Source organism: Paenibacillus sp. FSL L8-0436 (assembly GCF_038593025.1).
Lineage (GTDB): Bacteria > Bacillota > Bacilli > Paenibacillales > Paenibacillaceae > Paenibacillus_AQ.
Genome location: NZ_CP151955.1, coordinates 2,661,306 through 2,676,676, shown reverse-complemented (window position 1 = coordinate 2,676,676; position 15,371 = coordinate 2,661,306). Strand labels below are relative to the sequence as shown.

Sequence of the window (15,371 nt, the reverse complement as noted above, 5' to 3'; positions counted from 1 at the left end):
TACCGGATTTATGCTGCCTTAGTTGAACTTATTGGCCGATTAATAACGATTCTCCGCATTCAGACTGCCGATTGCCCCGTGAATAAACAGCGCCGCAGCAAATTTTGCCCGCTTATACGCGTCCTCTTCCGTAAAGGAGGGTTGAAACAGAATATCCATCTTCAGCCGGTCCAGCATCCCGATATAGGATTGAGCCATCAGCTCCGGTTCGGAGGCCCCGCCTTCCAGGAGCACCTTCACCACGGCCTGCATATATTCCTCCATAAAAAGCGCCATATAGGCCACCAGCTCCGGGTTGTTGTTGGGAGCCCGGAAGAACAGCTTGGTGTGCTGCTTGCGCTCGTAATAATACATCAGATGATGTTCGGCGATCACCGCCAGCTTCTCTGTCGGAGCCGTACAGTCCTCCAGCTTGTGCTCAAGCTGCTGCATGAAGCCCTCGCAGTCGCGGCGGGTGACAGCCATAAACAGCTCTTCCTTACTTTTAAAATACAAATAGACTGTACCCTTAGCGATTCCCGCATGTTCCGCCACTTTGGACATTTTCGTCTCGTAGAAACCTCCTGAACCGAAAAGCTCATAAGCGGCATCCAGAATGGCAGTATGCTTGTGATTTGCTGCACTGCTCATCCGGTTCACCTCCTGACTATATGGCGCATTGCTGTATTGTTGACTTTCTAACTGGCTGTAAAGCCGATCAGCAGCGCGGCAGCGCCGCCGATGACCGAACTCAGCGCATTAACCGCGTCGTTGTCCATCCAGCGCCAGCCCCGGGCATACACCGTGGGCTGACCGCAATGCTGCGAGGCTTCCACCTCGCGGCCGCATTTGGTGCAGCGGTTCATCCGCTGCACCGTAGCGCCCAGGATCGAGTCGGCGAAAGCGCCGGCGAGACCGCCCACGAGTCCGGCGAGCGCAAGCCGCAGGAAGGAATGGTCAGGCATGCCGGAGGCCGCCCGGAGCGCCCAGGAGGCAACTCCAATGAAGGCTCCGCCTGCGGCGGCGGCCAGAGTGCCCGGCAGCGATACGCCGCCGGAGGTTCCTGCCTGGAGGATTTTGCCCGTGAGCACCGACCGCGGAGGTTTCTTGGACAGCGTGCCAATTTCCGTGGCCCATGTATCCGAGGTCACGGTTGCCATTACGCCGATAAAGAGAAATCCCCAAATCTCCAGGGGATAAATAGCATTCAGCAGGACGAGCAGCATGCCCATTCCGCCGTTGGCAAACACTTGCCCGGCATCCCGGCGTCCTGTCTTGTCATACGTCAGCTCCAGTTCGGCCTTATTCTCATGGTGAAGTTTGGATAACATACTGGAAGAGATGAAGAACAGCAGCAGGATACCGAACCAGAAGGCATTTCCGGCACCAAAATAAATGGTCCCCATAACAACCGCCGCCAGCATGCCGGACAAGCTCAGCGACTGTTTGGCATAAGCCGCTCCGGCGACCAGCAAAGCGCCGCAGGCACCGATCACCCATAACATAGATTCAACTCCGCTTCTGCAAGAATAAGCATCTTCCGCAGACGAATCTCCGGAAGACGAGGACTGATTAAGATTAACCGATCAGGCAGGTGCCCATAAGCTTCTCGCCCCAGTACAGCTCAAAGGAATCGCCTGAAACAACCGGACCTACCCCGGCAGGGGTACCCGTGAATATCACATCATCTTTGCCAAGCCCGTAGCGGGCGGCAATGAATTCAACAATCTTTTGCAGCGAAAAAATCATGTTCTTCACATTCCCGTGCTGCACTTCCACCCCATTCTTCAGCACGGTGAAATCTGTTGCTTCCAGCTCCTCCTGCTCGGGAAAAGCAATATAAGGGGTGAGCGGAGCAGCGTTCTTGAAGCCTTTGGCAGCCGTCCATGGCAAGCCTTTCTTCTGCAGATCATTATGCACGTCACGCAGGGTGAAATCCAGGCCGAGCGCCATGACATCCACCAGTTCCTCCACGCTCATGCCCGGTACATAATCACGTGCGATGCGCAGTACCAGTTCACCTTCATAGTGAATAAGTCCGGCATCCTGCGGGAGATGAATAATGGCCTTATCGAGAGATACCGCCGCATGGGAGGGCTTCAGGAAGATCAGCGGCTCCACCGGAACCTGGTTTCCCAGCTCCTCGGCATGTAATTTATAATTGCGTCCAACACAGTATATGTTATTAACATCTGCACACATTATAATCAGCTCCTTTTCCCGTCCATTGGTATGTCCTTAAGCCTTCAGAAAAGTTTCACCCCAGATATCCGGACGGTTCGTACAGATCATAATATCGGAATGCATTTCAGCCAGACGGCGCATCTCCTTCGCCTTGTTCACCGTCCAGGCCATCGTTTTGACGCCGCGTTCGGCAAGCAGCTTCGCCAGCCCCGGATTCAGCCTTGCAAAGCTGATGGACAGAAAGGAGCAGTCCAGCTCCTTCAGCTTACGGGCCGGATCACCGGTTCTGGAATCATAAATCAGACCAGTGCGAAACCGCGGATCCAGCTCCTTAATCCGCTGCAATGCCCCGGCATCAAAGGAGGTCAGCACAACATCATCCCGCATCCCTTTGGAAGAGACAAGGTCAATGACTGCCTTCTCCAGGCCCGGATACATATCACCGCTAGTCTTCAGTTCAATATTCAGGCGCAGCCGTCCGGAAGCAAGCTCAAGTACCTCTTCCAGCGAAGGGACCCGTTCTCCCCGGAAGGCACGCCCTTTCCAGCTTCCCGCGTCCAGGCGCCGGAGATGCTCATAATCCATGTTTTTAATCTTGCCGTGTCCGTTCGTCGTCCGGTCCAGCGTAAAATCATGGATGACGACCGGCACCCCGTCTCTGGTAAGCTGAACATCAATTTCCATCCAGCGTACATAAGGCAGAGCAAGCGCCATGCGAACGGCTGCGAGCGTATTCTCCGGTGCTTTCCCGGAGAATCCACGGTGGGCTACACACATGTTTTTCATCATAAGTACCTCCAGCAGAAGTATGGTCTGTCTCCGGATTCCCCCGTGAATTCTGCAGGGACCGGTGCGAGCTGCTTACGACTATCTTGTTGGTTTAGCCCTATTTGCCGGCTTGTACGACAGTTCCGTCGTTTCTGATAGTTACGAGTCCTGAAGATAAGGAGTGAACCTTATTCAGCAAAAGCTGTCCATCCACATCATTCATAGGCACAGGCTGGCCTAATTCGGCGTCCATCGGGCTTAGTTTCAGCGAACACTCGCCTTTGACAGTGCATTGTGCCTGAAAAACAGCGGTCTCCCACGTAGCAGGAACCTTGGACCGTGTGAAAATAAAATTGCCTGTGCTGTAAGCGATCCATTTGCCCTTGTACGGCTCTATCCCCTGCAGCACATGCGGGTGGCCGCCCATCACCAGGTCCGCTCCGGCATCAATAAAGCTGTGTCCCAGCTCCTGCTGGGTCGCATCATATTGTTCAACCCGTTCCTTCCCCCAGTGGACAACTACAACGACCAGGTCAGCCTTCTTCTTGGCTGCGGCGATGGCCTTCAGCCCTTCTCTGCTGTCATAGACAGAAGCAACACCGGGCTTCTTCGCTCCGGCGATCCAGTCCGTATGAGGAATAACACGTGTGAAGCCAAGCAAGGCTATCCGGATTCCCTGGCGCTCAAAATATTGGGTCGTATAAGCTTCCTTGCTGTCAGCTCCTGCCCCTACATAAGGAATCCCCCGCTTGCTGAGGTTGCTCAAAGTATCCAGCAGACCTTGCTCCCCTTGATCCAGCGTATGGTTATTGGCAAGATTTACCGCATCCACACCGGCTGACTTCAGCGCATCCAAGGCCTCTGGCGCTCCCTTGAATACAAACTGCTTGTTCTCGGCGCTCACACCACCCGTAGTAATCGGTGTTTCCAGATTCACTACGGTGAGATCATCCTTCTTAAACACTCCATTCAGGGCAGAATAGGAATAATCATACCCTTTCTTCTGGAGCAGTTCCCCGACCTTGCCGGCAAAAATCACGTCCCCGGCAAAATTCAGCGTGACTGTGTCCCCGGCATTCTCCGGCAATCCGGAAACCGCATCGCCGGTATTCTTACCACCATCTCCACCATCTCCACCATCTCCGCCATCTCCTTCGTCTCCGGAACCTATTGCAGTCTCTGGAGCTCTGCTAGCCTCGGGGGACGGCGTTGCCTCTGCTATATTCTCCTGTGCCGGTGAAGCCTCTGGAGAGGGTTCTGGAGAGGGTTCTAGAGTTGGTTCAGCACTAGCTGTGACCTCAGGAGTTACGGTCGCCGTAGCTTCAGGCTCAGGTGTCACGGCGTCCGGTAAGGGCGAAACTACCGCCTCTGACGGCGGTGGCGGGGCAGCATTCTCTTTGTCGTGATCTCCAATAAAATAATAGGTTAGCATAGCGGTCATCAACAAAAGCAAACTTACGTTGGTCCACGCCCAAACCCTTCTGCGCCGGCGTTTAGTGCTGCGCTTATTGTTCTGTCGTGTGCGTGATCTCGGCGGATACATGGGTACAAACAATCCCCTTTGCCTTTAAATTGTTTCTATTATAGCATAACTCATGCTGCTCCCTCCAAAATAGCCGGGCGGGAATTCCATAAAAAAACGGTGAAGCGCCACCACCTCCGCTTCACCGTTTGGTTCTAACCTCTGGATGCACCTACAGGTGCGGGCTGCTTGTTCAAGCTTCCGGCTGCGGCTTCAGCCGTCTCCTTGGCCTGTTTGATGCAATCAGGCATCCCGATGCCATCATAACCGGCGCCAAAAGCGTAGACGCCCGGGAGCTTCTGCGACAGCTCACTGCGCAGCCCTGCGATACGGCCGGGATGACCGACCGGATACTGCGGCATGGAATGCTTCAGCCGGGTAATCTCCGTGAAGAGCGGCTGTGCGCCAACTCCCATAATTTCCCGCAGATCCTTGCGCACCAGCTCCGCAAGCGCCTCATCCGGCAGCTCAACATTCTGTTCATCGCCTGAACGGCCGACATAACAGCGCAGCAGCACCTTGTCCTCAGGGCTTGTATGCAGCCATTTGGTAGAAGTCCAGGTGCAGGCGGTAATATTGCGCCCTTCCTTGCGGGGAACAAGGAACCCCGACCCGTCATATTCCGTAACGATATCCTTCTTGGCAAAGGCCATTACCACATTGGCTACCGATACATAGTTGACGTTATCCAGTGCGGACACATCCACATGGGGACGGAGCAGCTCAGCGGCAGCAAAATTCTGCGCGGTGACGTATATATCGTCAGCCAGAAGCGTTTCGCCGTTATCCAGCTCTACCGCGTACCGCGGACCGGATTCGGCTGCGGAAGAGCGGCCGCTATCAGTGCGGACGGTAATACGGGCGGCACCCGTTCCGGTGCGCTGCTCCACATCATGCAGTTCATGAATCAGGGCATGAACCATACTTTGCAGTCCTTTGCGAAAGGTCAGGAAGGCGCTTTTTTTGGTGCCCGTATGCGTCTCGACAGGTTTGCGGCCCGTAGTCATTCCGCGGATGAGACTGCCGTATTGGCGTTCCACCTCACCAAACTGGGGGAAGGTCGCCTGTAGGCTGATCTTGCGCATATCTCCGGCATATATACCGGCAAGCAGAGGTTCGGTCATATTCTCCAGCACCTCAGTGCCAAGACGGCGCTCAATCAGCTGGCCGAGCGATTCATCTTCGCTGCTCCGGCGCGGCGGAAGAACGAAGTCCAGCATCGCCCGCATTTTGCCGCTGAACGACACAAGACCGCTCTTCAGGAACGGCTTCAGCTCTGTAGGAATGCCGAGAACAAGCCCCGCCGGCATCGGGTGGAGTTTGCCGCGCTGCAGTATGTACGTCTTTTTGGCATTCGGATTGGTGGTCACCAGCTCATGATCAAGCTTCAGCTCCTTGGCCAGATCGCTCATAGCCGTTTTGCGGGCCAGAAAAGAATCCGGCCCTTTCTCAACGACGAAGCCGTCACGTTGCAATGTTTCGATCTTGCCTCCCAGCACCTTCTCCTTCTCGATCAGCACAATATCCGGCTGTATTCCGGCTTCCCGGTAGTATTTGCGAACGTAAAAAGCGGCGCTGAGGCCGCTGAGGCCTCCGCCGATAATGACTACCTTACGGGGTGAACCCGTCATGACTGGTTCACCTTCAGTTGACTCGCTTTGGTGCGCACCACATCGCTGAGGACCGACATATAGGCCGGGTCACTGTTCAGCGAATCGGTGCGCATCAGCCGCAGATCCAGTTCCGAAGCCAGTGCCTGCGCCTCAATGTCGAGGTCATACAGCACTTCCAAATGGTCGGAAACAAAACCGATCGGGGCCGACAGCACGTATTTCACCTGAGCTTCGCCAAGCTCACGCAGCGTATCCAGAATGTCCGGGCCCAGCCAAGGCTCAGCCGTTCTGCCCGCGCTCTGCCAGGTAAACTGCCAGGAGGTTACACCGGCCTGCTCGGCGATGGCTTTTGACGTTTCCAGAAGCTGATCCCGGTATGGATCGCCCATGGCCAGAATCCGTTCAGGCAAGCTATGGGCGCTGAACAATACACGAACCTCATCCCGGGCGGCGCCGGTCTCTTCAAAGAGGTCAAGTTTGGCAGACACTCTGCGGGTGAGCACATCAATCAGCTCGGGATGCAGATGATAGCTCTCCACAAATTCCATGTTGACTCCGCTGGCTTCAGCTTTTTCCCTGGCACGTTTAATGTAGGTTCCTACACTCATTACCGAATAATGGGGAGCAAGTACAATCCCGACCGCCTGGGTGATGCCATCCCGCGCCATAGCTTCAACACCGTCTTCAATAAAAGGATGTGCGTGCTTAAGCCCCTGATAACACACATATTGAACATCCTCACCGCCGTGGCCGCTATTGAGCGCCTCCTGCAAAGCCTCCACCTGCCGGTCCGTGTTCTCTCTAAGCGGGAAGACTCCCCCGACAATAGCCTCATAGCGGTCCTTCAGTTCTTTCAGCTGCTCGGCTGAAGGTGCATTGCCGCGCCGGATGTGGGTGTAATAAGCCTCTACGCCCTCCAAACTTTCAGGCGTGCCGTATGACATCACGAGAACTCCGATTTTTGCTGTCACAGATTCCATCCCCTTTTACGAATAATGTCCATACTCTGCAATCTGTTGTTCAACCTAAGCTCTTGGCTGTGCAGCTTCCTTCAGCGCCTGCTCCGAGTACTCGTGCACATACTCAGTCAACTCCCTTAGCGTGTCCAGAGAAGCCTCGGGAAATAAGCCGTGACCCAGGTTGAAAATATACCCCGGCTCCCGGATGCCTTCATCAATCAGTTCCTTGGCCCGCTCCTTCAGTACCTCCATCGGTGCTGTAAGCAGATAAGGGTCCAGATTACCCTGGATCGCAAATCTGCCGCCTGTTCTTCGTCTGCCTTCACTCAGGCTCACACGCCAGTCGACTCCGATGACATCGGCCTTAAGATTTGTTAGGCTTGGCAGCAGTTCGCCGGAGCTTACGCCGGGAAAATAGATCTTAGGTACATCGAGATCCGAAAGTTCGGCAAAAATACGCGTAATGGTTGGCAGGACATATTGTTCAAAATCACGGGGAGCCAGAGCCCCTACCCAGCTGTCGAACAGCTGGAACGCTTTACCGCCGCTGCGGACATGGGCACGCAGATAGGCGATCACCATATCTCCCAGCTTCTCCATCAGCTTCTCCCAGACCCGGGGCTGGCTGAACATCATCTCTTTCGTGCGGTGATAGCTCTTGGAAGGCCTGCCTTCGATCAGATAGCTGGCAATGGTAAACGGCGCGCCTGCAAAGGTAATCAGCGGCACCTCCAGCTCCTTATCCAATATGGCAATGGTCTTGAGGATGTGGCTGAGATCCCCTTCTACATCAATCGGCTTCAATCTGTCCACATCGGCTGCGGAAGCAATCGGATTCTCGATTACCGGTCCGATATTCTTGACGATGTCGAATTTAACGCCAAGCGATGCCACCGGATTCATAATGTCGGAATAGAGGATCGCCGCATCCACACCCAGCTTGCGTACAGGCATCAGAGTTACTTCCGCTGCAAGCTCAGGCTGGCTGCAGATTTCCAGCAGCGAGTATTTCTCCTTGATTTTACGGTATTCTGGATCATAACGTCCGGCCTGGCGCATGTACCATACGGGAACATGGTCCGTCTCTTGCTTCTTACAGGCACGGATAAAAGTGTCATTGTAGGTCATGATAAGATCTCCATTAGATTTGATAGGTTATTTGTAAACACATATAACTTATTATGCCCTTTTTAAAAGTAGGTAACAACCATTCCACCCTTCATGGAATGACAATCCCATGACATTACTATGACAAGTGTTGCACCGTCCAGCCAAAAAACTATGATATACTGATAGAATGTCAATTTTTCGTGAATATTTTCTCTTTGAATCCTCTGAAAGGAAGTGAAAGCACTTTGAAGAATTGGGAGACATGGAAAGTCAACCTCATGGTGCTTTGGTTTGGCCAATTCCTGGTAAATGCCGGGATGACCATGATTACCCCGTTCCTGTCTCTATATCTTGCCAAAGATCTGGGAGTGCAGGGTGATCATGCAATTGGAATGTGGGCCGGGCTTATTTTTGCCGCGAACTTTCTGACCTCATTTCTGTTCCAGCCGTTGTGGGGCAAGCTGGCCGACAAATACGGCCGTAAAATCATGCTCCTGCGCTCCAGCTTCGGCATGGCGATCGTCATTGTGCTGATGGGATTTGCGCAGTCTCCAATGCAGCTGCTGCTGCTCCGTTTGCTGAACGGAACCATCTCCGGCTTCAACCCGGCCTCCATCGCACTCGTCTCGGGAACGACACCTAAACCCCGGATGGGCTTCGCCATGGGGCTGATGCAGTCCGGGTCGGTTGCCGGTACTATTCTGGGACCGCTGATCGGCGGGGCGCTGGCTGACTGGATCGGGTTCCGCCCGATCTTCTATGTCGTCGGGGCGCTGCTGTTCGTCGCCTCGCTGCTGGCCTTGTTCCTCGTCAAAGAGAAGTTTGACCGGGTCGAGGCTGCGCAGGTTCCGCAGGTTTCCGTAATGGAAGGCTTCAAGGAGCTGGCCAAGGTTCCACAGCTTCCGGCCTTGTTCGGCGTTACCTTTCTGCTGCAGTTTGCAATGATCAGCCCGATGTCGCTGCTGCCTCTCTATGTGGAGAAGCTGCACGGCTCCGCTGTGAACATCGCCTTCTGGGCAGGAATGGTCAGCGCGGTTACCGGCATCTCCAATATGCTGGCCTCCCCGGTACTGGGCAAGCTGAGCGACAAAATCGGCGCCCACCGGATCTTAACCTTCGCGCTGATCGGAGCTTCGCTGTTCCTGATCCCGCAGGCTTTTGTAACCAGCGTCTGGCAGCTGATTATTGTCCGTTTCCTGATGGGCGTCTTCATGGGGGGGCTGCTCCCGAGCGTCAATGCACTTATCCGTTCCTATACGCCTGACGGCAAGGAGAGCCGGGCTTTCGGCTTCAACAGCAGTACCTTGGCCCTTGGCAATATGCTGGGAGCGGTGATCGGCGGATTTCTGTCTGGCTATATCGGCATTGAGGGCCTGTTCATCATTTCCGGCTGCTTCCTGCTGATCAATACCGTCTGGGTACGGCTCAAGCTGTATAAAAATACGGAGCCGCGGCTATTCCGCTAGCATAGGGAGTAATCCGGCAGGTACCCTAAGCGCAAATCCGGTGTTTACTTTACTACTGCCAAAGCCAGTCCGTCATAGGCGGGGAGCAGTGTACTTTTCAGGCGTGGATCAGACGCTATCATTTCGTTGAAACGGCGCATCGCCTGCACGGCAGGTCCGTTCTTGTCCGTGTTCAAGGTGCGGCCGCGCAGGAAGATATTATCCCCGGCGATGACTGCACCCGGCGAGGCCAGTCTGATCGCATATTCGAGATAATTCGGGTAATTCTCCTTGTCCGCATCAATGAAAAAGAAATCAAAAGTCCGGCCCTCCGCTTCGAGCAGCTTCAGGCTGTCCAGCGCAGGGCCGATTTTATATTCCACCGTATCGCCGAATCCGGCCTGCTGCAGGTGGCGCCCGGCCAGTCCGGCATATTCGGCCTTCAGCTCAAGCGACGTCAGGCTTCCGCCGTCCGCTAGTCCGCGGCACAGGCAGATGCCGCTGTACCCGCCAAGCGCGCCGATCTCCAGAATGTTCCTCGAACGGGACAGGCCCACCAGCATGGTGAGCAGCCGTCCATAACCCGGAGCGATGGACACCTCAGGCATGTGGTTCCCGGCGATTGCTTTCTTCACTTCAAGCAGCAGCTCATCCTCTGTATAAAGCTGTTCGCTGTATTCTTCTTGGTTAGGCATATGTATTCTCCTTTAGTTCATGTTGTGAAGTCCCGCGCATTCCCCTATACTTAGAAGGATCAGCTGCGCCGTCCTTGACGAGGCGCATATTTAGAATGCCGGCAATACGTTGTATCGCCTTCCGGTAACTTACCTTATTGTACTGGCATTGCGTTACCATCTACAAGTTAAACGGAGTTGAGAGCATTTGGGCAAATTACAATTGATCGCCACCGCCCCCATGGGGCTGGAGGCTGTAGTAGCACGCGAATTAAACGAACTGGGTTATGAGACCACCGTCGAGAACGGACGGGTATTGTTCAGCGGAGATTATATTGACATCTGCCGCTGCAATTTATGGTTGCGCACCTCAGACCGTGTACTCGTTAAAATGGGCCAGTTTCCGGCCAAAACCTTCGATGAGCTGTTCGAAGGCGTCAAAGCGATCAACTGGGAGGACTGGATTCCCGAGAATGGGGAATTCCCTGTGGAAGGCCGCTCGCATAAATCCCAGCTTACCAGCGTACCCGCCTGCCAGGGGATTGTCAAGAAAGCCATTGTCGAGAAGCTGAAGCTTTCGTACCGTACGGAATGGTTCCCGGAAAATGGACCGCGTTATGTGGTTGAGATGATTCTGCTGAATGATATCGCCCTGATCACGCTGGACACGACCGGCCCGGCGCTGCACAAACGAGGCTACCGCCGTCAGGCTACAGAAGCGCCGCTGAAGGAAACAATGGCCGCCGCCCTGATCCAGCTCAGCCGCTGGAACGGCCACCGTCCGCTGTACGATCCTTGCTGCGGCTCAGGCACGCTGCTGATTGAAGCGGCGATGATCGCCTGGAACATCGCGCCGGGACTGCGGCGTTCGTTCCCTTCCGAGCATTGGCCGGAAATCCCGAAACGTCTGTGGGAGGAAGCCCGCGAGGAAGCCTTCGACGCCGTGCGCGATGATTATCCGCTGCAATTAACCGGCAGCGACATTGATCCTGCGGCGATTGAAATTGCCGAAGCCGCCGCCAAAAGCGCCGGTCTCGCCGGTGAAATCACCTTCAAGAACATCGCTGCCGCGAAGGCACGGCCGGAAGGCGAATACGGCTGCATCATTACCAATCCGCCTTACGGCGAACGGCTCAGCAACGACAAGGAAGTCGAACGTCTGACCCGCCAGTTCGGTGAAATGATGCTGTATCTCCCGACATGGTCCTTCTTCGCCATCAGCCCGTCGAAGGAATTCGAGCAATTGTACGGCCGCAAGGCGGACAAGCGCCGCAAGCTGTATAACGGGCGGATCGAATGCCAATATTATCAATACCTTGGGCCGCTCCCACCGCGCAACCCTCAGACCTGATTATCATTCGGTGCAGTCTCGAAGACTGTACAAGAAAACCGGGCAGCGATCCTCCAGTAACGGATGGATCACTGCCCGGTTTTTTTAGATATTTCCAACGAGGCTGTTCCCATAAGCCAGATCATGGCTTTTGGAACAGCCTCGTTTTTTGTGTGAAAGATGCTGGACTGCCTAGAACAACAATTGATCCGGATCGGTGCCGATCCGCTCCCCGGCATCCAGTCCGCTGATCGCAGCCAATTCCTCCTGTGACAGCTCGAAATCAAAGATTTCGCTGTTCTCCTTAATTCTGGACGGAGTGACCGACTTCGGAATAATCACGATACGGCTCTGAAGCCCCCAGCGCAGAATAACCTGTGATACGGTCTTGCCATGCTTGTCCGCGATGTTCTTCAGCAGCTCATTCTCCTGCAGTCTGCCTTTCATCAGCGGAGCCCACGCTTCGATCTGAATGTGATGCTGTGCGCAGAAATCATGCAGCTCCTTCTGGATAAACCGCGGGTGCAGCTCCACCTGATTGATGACCGGCACGGTGTCACTGTCCTTCAGCAATTCCTGCAGATGATGGATCTGGAAATTGCTGACTCCGATTGCCCGGACGCGGCCTTCCTGATTAAGGCGCTCCAGTGCACGCCAAGTCTCTTTATATTTATCCTTGCCCGGCCAATGGATCAAATAAAGGTCGATCACATCCAGTCCCAGCTTCTTGCTGCTGGTCTCAAAAGCCCGCAGGGTCGTATCATAGCCCTGATCACTGTTCCATACCTTTGTGGTCACGAACAGGCTGTCCCGGTCTACGCCGCTGGCGGCTATCGACCGGCCTACTTCCTCTTCATTGCCGTATACCGCTGCGGTGTCTATGCTCCGGTAACCCAGCTCAAGAGCGGCCGTGACGGCCTTTGCGACCTCCTCGCCCTCTGCTTTGTAAGTACCGAGACCAAACCAGGGCATGACAACCCCATTATTCAGAATCGTTCCGTCGGTAAGATGCTTCATACAGTATCATTCCCTCCTATGTATAGATCAGTTTAGACAACAGGTTCATTATACCATGTGCCTCCCCGGTGCCCAAACCAGGCAGAACCTGAGCGGATCGGGCAGAACTGGAAAGGTCCCGCAATGACTGAATAGGACACCTCTGTAAATTTGAAAAATAAAAAGCCCCCGCTTGGTCAGCAGAGGCGAATCTTGTTGTGGGTGGCGATGGGTCGGCAAAACAACCGTTCGATTGCCACCCCTCGTGATATATGACGGATTTATTCCTTAACTGCCGGCTGCTTGACAAAGGCTGCGGCTTTCGCCAGTACCTCATCTTCAGTCGGAGCACTGATATAACGGCCGTTGATATAGATAAAGGCCCGCTTGCCGCAAGGTCCGCAGTAGGACTTGCAGCCAATCTTGATCTCCGCATCGGGAGCCATCTTGCGCAGCTTGGGAAGAATGCTCTTCATTCTCGTGTAATTGCATTGATCGCAAATTTGTATTTCGTTAGCCATAAAGCAACCCTTCTTTATGTCCGTAAGGTACGGGCGAACGTTTAGTGATCGCCATGATTTCCTTTAGACGGATTAGTGATGACAAAACCTTCTTCAGGGAAATACAGGTAATCAATCTTCACGCCATCCAGCAGCGGCTGGTTCGGATCGAGAATTACATCGATCTCCTTGTCTGTGGATACTACCACATCATTCTCTTTAGGCGTGTCCAAATCCAGACCGTAGTGGGCATGGTCGCCGTGAGCGTGGGTAATGGCTACGCGCAGCTTGAGCTCGCTGTTGCCTTCAAGCTCCATAGTTTTCTTTATCACTTTAGCCGCATTGCGGGTAATTTTGACGTTCATCCTCATCCATCTCCCAGGCATCTTAAATTTAAATACTCAATAATTTATTTTAAGGAAAGTAACCTGTAAAAGCAACCATATCGGCGAAATAGATCAGAATGGAGCGTATAAAGATTCTCTAAAAATTCATCTTCCGCTCTTCAGAGTAGGATATTTGCGGTCCATCCGCGATACAAACCAGCCCATCAGCAGCATCGTCACACCAATATCGTCAATCGGCAGAAACGGCATAAAATCAGGAAGCACCCAGTAGAGCAGCACCGGTATAGTGAACAGCAGCTTGTCCCCTATCGTGACATTGGGAGAAATGACATACTGCCAGGAATTACGGAAGATATGGGACCATTGTTTAAGCGAAAGCAGTTTTCTGAATTTCATGACGGTCCTCCTAATAATGATATAGGTAATATGTTGAATTCCAGACACCGGGATAGTGTTGGACAGCACTTAATCAGCAGTTATATCCATAAAAAAGGATTCAGCCGCAAAGCACGTATAGGAATGACTGCGGCCGTACCCTTTGCTGTTATATTACGCAAATTTACAAAGTTTGTTTCATTTTTATTTCAAATTTGAGAGTATAGCACCCAAAATAAGCCCGGTTTCCAGCGCCATGTCTTCAAAATCAGCCAGCGGCAGCGGATTTTTGCCGATGCCCAGCTCCACCGTGAAGCCCGGCTTCCGGAAGCGCTGAATGAACCAGTCCTTATAACCGGCATCGCTGCCGCTCAGCTCAACGGCCCGGTAACCGCTCGCCGCTGCCAGCCTTGCCGCCCATCCCTTGCTCTCCGGCGGCTCATATCCCCGGTAGTTCCAGTAGATCTCTCCGCCCTGGCTGTGCAGAGATACGGCTGCATCACCGGGATACTGCTCCGCCAGCGCCGCCAGCGCGGCGGCTTCCGGCTCACTGAGCGGCGCCGGTCCGCTGTAGTTCCGCGGGGCAGGACCCGGCACTCCCCGGCGAGCCTGTTCCTCTTCCCAGTGGGCCGGAAACTGATCGCCCAGGTCCACCCCGCGGATGTTAGCCTTCCAATGCCGGAAGCTCCGCCGCCCGCAATTCCATTGCAGCAGCTCCTCATAGTGGGGCTGGCCGGGCAGTACCCCCTCCTGCACCAGCTCCACCCCATCCGGATTAGCCATAGGTACTGCCCACAAGGTCCAATGCTTATGCCACTCTTCGGGGCGGTGGCCGTGCCAATCCCTGCCTGCCTCATACGCAGCGGCATATTGTTCGATGAACGACATCAGGCACGGCGAGGTCAGCCACTCGTTGGCATGCAGTGCAGCGTTGACATGGAGGTGGCGGGACCCGCTGCCTATCCGCAGCAGGTGGAGCGGCTTGCCGAGCACACTTGCGCCGATGCTGTCCCTTGTAACAAACGGGTATTTGTCCACCAGCTTGCCGATATCCTGCTCGACATCATCCGGACCATATTCGCTGCGTACAGACACTACAGACCGTGAAGCCGCCGGAGGAATAACCAGCACTTTGCCCGGTATGCAGCAGCGGCCTGAGGTCACTCCGGGATTCAGCATTTCAAGCTCATCTATACTCACATTAAATAAAGCGGCAATCAATTCGGCGTCATCCCCCTCCTGTACAGAATAACGTCTGCGTGGAGCGGAAGGCAGAAACAGGATTTGGCCCGGATATAAATAAGGCTGCCTGCCGGCCCATGGGTTTCCTTGAATTACATGCTCCGGTGTAAGTCCATGCCTGGCGGCAATTCGGCTAACGGTATCTCCCCTGCGGGCAATATATTGCTGCATATGTCTCATCCTCTCGGCCCTCTAGTTGCCGTCATCCCCTGCCGCCCGGGCGGACAATACCCGCGGAGACAACAGGACACAGCCCTCAACCCTATTGTATGCAGCCCCTACTGCCCTGCATGAAAGAAATGAGCACAGTTCACCCCTTCCGCACAA

The 15,371-nt window shown here is 54.2% G+C and carries 16 protein-coding genes; 2 read left to right on the top strand and 14 right to left on the bottom strand.

What is annotated here, in order from left to right; all coding sequences use genetic code 11:
• Positions 1 to 39: 39 nt before the first annotated feature.
• The 8 genes from NSS79_RS12115 to hemE form a co-directional block, all read right to left on the bottom strand.
• Positions 40 to 630 (bottom strand): TetR/AcrR family transcriptional regulator, encoded by a 591-nt coding sequence (locus NSS79_RS12115; RefSeq protein ID WP_342439548.1) that lies wholly within the window; start codon positions 628 to 630, stop codon positions 40 to 42.
• Between the two features lie 47 nt (positions 631 to 677).
• Positions 678 to 1,484, bottom strand: a complete 807-nt coding sequence (locus NSS79_RS12110; protein WP_342439547.1) for a DUF92 domain-containing protein — start codon at positions 1,482 to 1,484, stop codon at positions 678 to 680.
• Between the two features lie 73 nt (positions 1,485 to 1,557).
• On the bottom strand, positions 1,558 to 2,181 hold the full coding sequence (locus NSS79_RS12105; RefSeq protein ID WP_342439546.1) for a fumarylacetoacetate hydrolase family protein: 624 nt from the start codon (positions 2,179 to 2,181) through the stop codon (positions 1,558 to 1,560).
• A 36-nt stretch (positions 2,182 to 2,217) separates the two neighbouring features.
• Positions 2,218 to 2,949, bottom strand: coding sequence for a glycerophosphodiester phosphodiesterase family protein (locus NSS79_RS12100; RefSeq protein WP_341097624.1), 732 nt, complete (start codon positions 2,947 to 2,949; stop codon positions 2,218 to 2,220).
• A 100-nt stretch (positions 2,950 to 3,049) separates the two neighbouring features.
• Positions 3,050 to 4,474 (bottom strand): CapA family protein, encoded by a 1,425-nt coding sequence (locus tag NSS79_RS12095; RefSeq protein WP_342439545.1) that lies wholly within the window; start codon positions 4,472 to 4,474, stop codon positions 3,050 to 3,052.
• Between the two features lie 134 nt (positions 4,475 to 4,608).
• A complete protein-coding gene (gene hemG / locus NSS79_RS12090) occupies positions 4,609 to 6,084 on the bottom strand; it encodes a protoporphyrinogen oxidase (protein ID WP_341118557.1) in 1,476 nt (491 codons plus the stop codon).
• Positions 6,081 to 7,037: a ferrochelatase gene (gene hemH / locus NSS79_RS12085; RefSeq protein ID WP_342439544.1), complete on the bottom strand. Its 957-nt coding sequence runs from the start codon at positions 7,035 to 7,037 to the stop codon at positions 6,081 to 6,083. The genes hemG and hemH overlap by 4 nt, the downstream gene beginning before the upstream one ends.
• A gap of 54 nt (positions 7,038 to 7,091) precedes the next feature.
• Positions 7,092 to 8,153 carry a uroporphyrinogen decarboxylase gene (gene hemE / locus NSS79_RS12080; protein WP_341091836.1) on the bottom strand — a complete coding sequence of 354 codons (1,062 nt, stop codon included), beginning with the start codon at positions 8,151 to 8,153 and terminating at the stop codon, positions 7,092 to 7,094.
• A gap of 227 nt (positions 8,154 to 8,380) precedes the next feature.
• Between hemE and NSS79_RS12075 the strand changes: the two genes are divergently transcribed.
• Entirely contained in the window at positions 8,381 to 9,601 is a 1,221-nt protein-coding gene (locus NSS79_RS12075) for an MFS transporter (RefSeq protein ID WP_038589591.1), read from the top strand.
• Between the two features lie 44 nt (positions 9,602 to 9,645).
• On the opposite strand, the gene NSS79_RS12070 is transcribed toward NSS79_RS12075, so the two are convergent.
• Complete coding sequence (locus NSS79_RS12070; RefSeq protein WP_342439543.1) at positions 9,646 to 10,275, bottom strand: O-methyltransferase; 630 nt, start codon at positions 10,273 to 10,275, stop codon at positions 9,646 to 9,648.
• A gap of 187 nt (positions 10,276 to 10,462) precedes the next feature.
• Between NSS79_RS12070 and NSS79_RS12065 the strand changes: the two genes are divergently transcribed.
• A complete protein-coding gene (locus NSS79_RS12065; protein ID WP_341118551.1) occupies positions 10,463 to 11,605 on the top strand; it encodes a class I SAM-dependent RNA methyltransferase in 1,143 nt (380 codons plus the stop codon).
• A gap of 171 nt (positions 11,606 to 11,776) precedes the next feature.
• Here the strand turns inward: NSS79_RS12065 and NSS79_RS12060 are convergent, their stop codons facing one another.
• From NSS79_RS12060 to NSS79_RS12040, 5 genes are all read right to left on the bottom strand, one after another.
• On the bottom strand, positions 11,777 to 12,601 hold the full coding sequence (locus tag NSS79_RS12060) for an aldo/keto reductase (RefSeq protein ID WP_342439542.1): 825 nt from the start codon (positions 12,599 to 12,601) through the stop codon (positions 11,777 to 11,779).
• A gap of 260 nt (positions 12,602 to 12,861) precedes the next feature.
• Positions 12,862 to 13,101, bottom strand: coding sequence for a DUF1450 domain-containing protein (locus NSS79_RS12055; protein WP_038589579.1), 240 nt, complete (start codon positions 13,099 to 13,101; stop codon positions 12,862 to 12,864).
• A gap of 41 nt (positions 13,102 to 13,142) precedes the next feature.
• On the bottom strand, positions 13,143 to 13,445 hold the full coding sequence (locus NSS79_RS12050) for a heme biosynthesis protein HemY (RefSeq protein ID WP_038589576.1): 303 nt from the start codon (positions 13,443 to 13,445) through the stop codon (positions 13,143 to 13,145).
• A gap of 126 nt (positions 13,446 to 13,571) precedes the next feature.
• Positions 13,572 to 13,823, bottom strand: a complete 252-nt coding sequence (locus tag NSS79_RS12045) for a hypothetical protein (protein ID WP_342439541.1) — start codon at positions 13,821 to 13,823, stop codon at positions 13,572 to 13,574.
• 183 nt (positions 13,824 to 14,006) lie between these two features.
• Positions 14,007 to 15,215, bottom strand: a complete 1,209-nt coding sequence (locus NSS79_RS12040) for a M14 family zinc carboxypeptidase (RefSeq protein WP_342439540.1) — start codon at positions 15,213 to 15,215, stop codon at positions 14,007 to 14,009.
• Between the last annotated feature and the right edge of the window lie 156 nt (positions 15,216 to 15,371).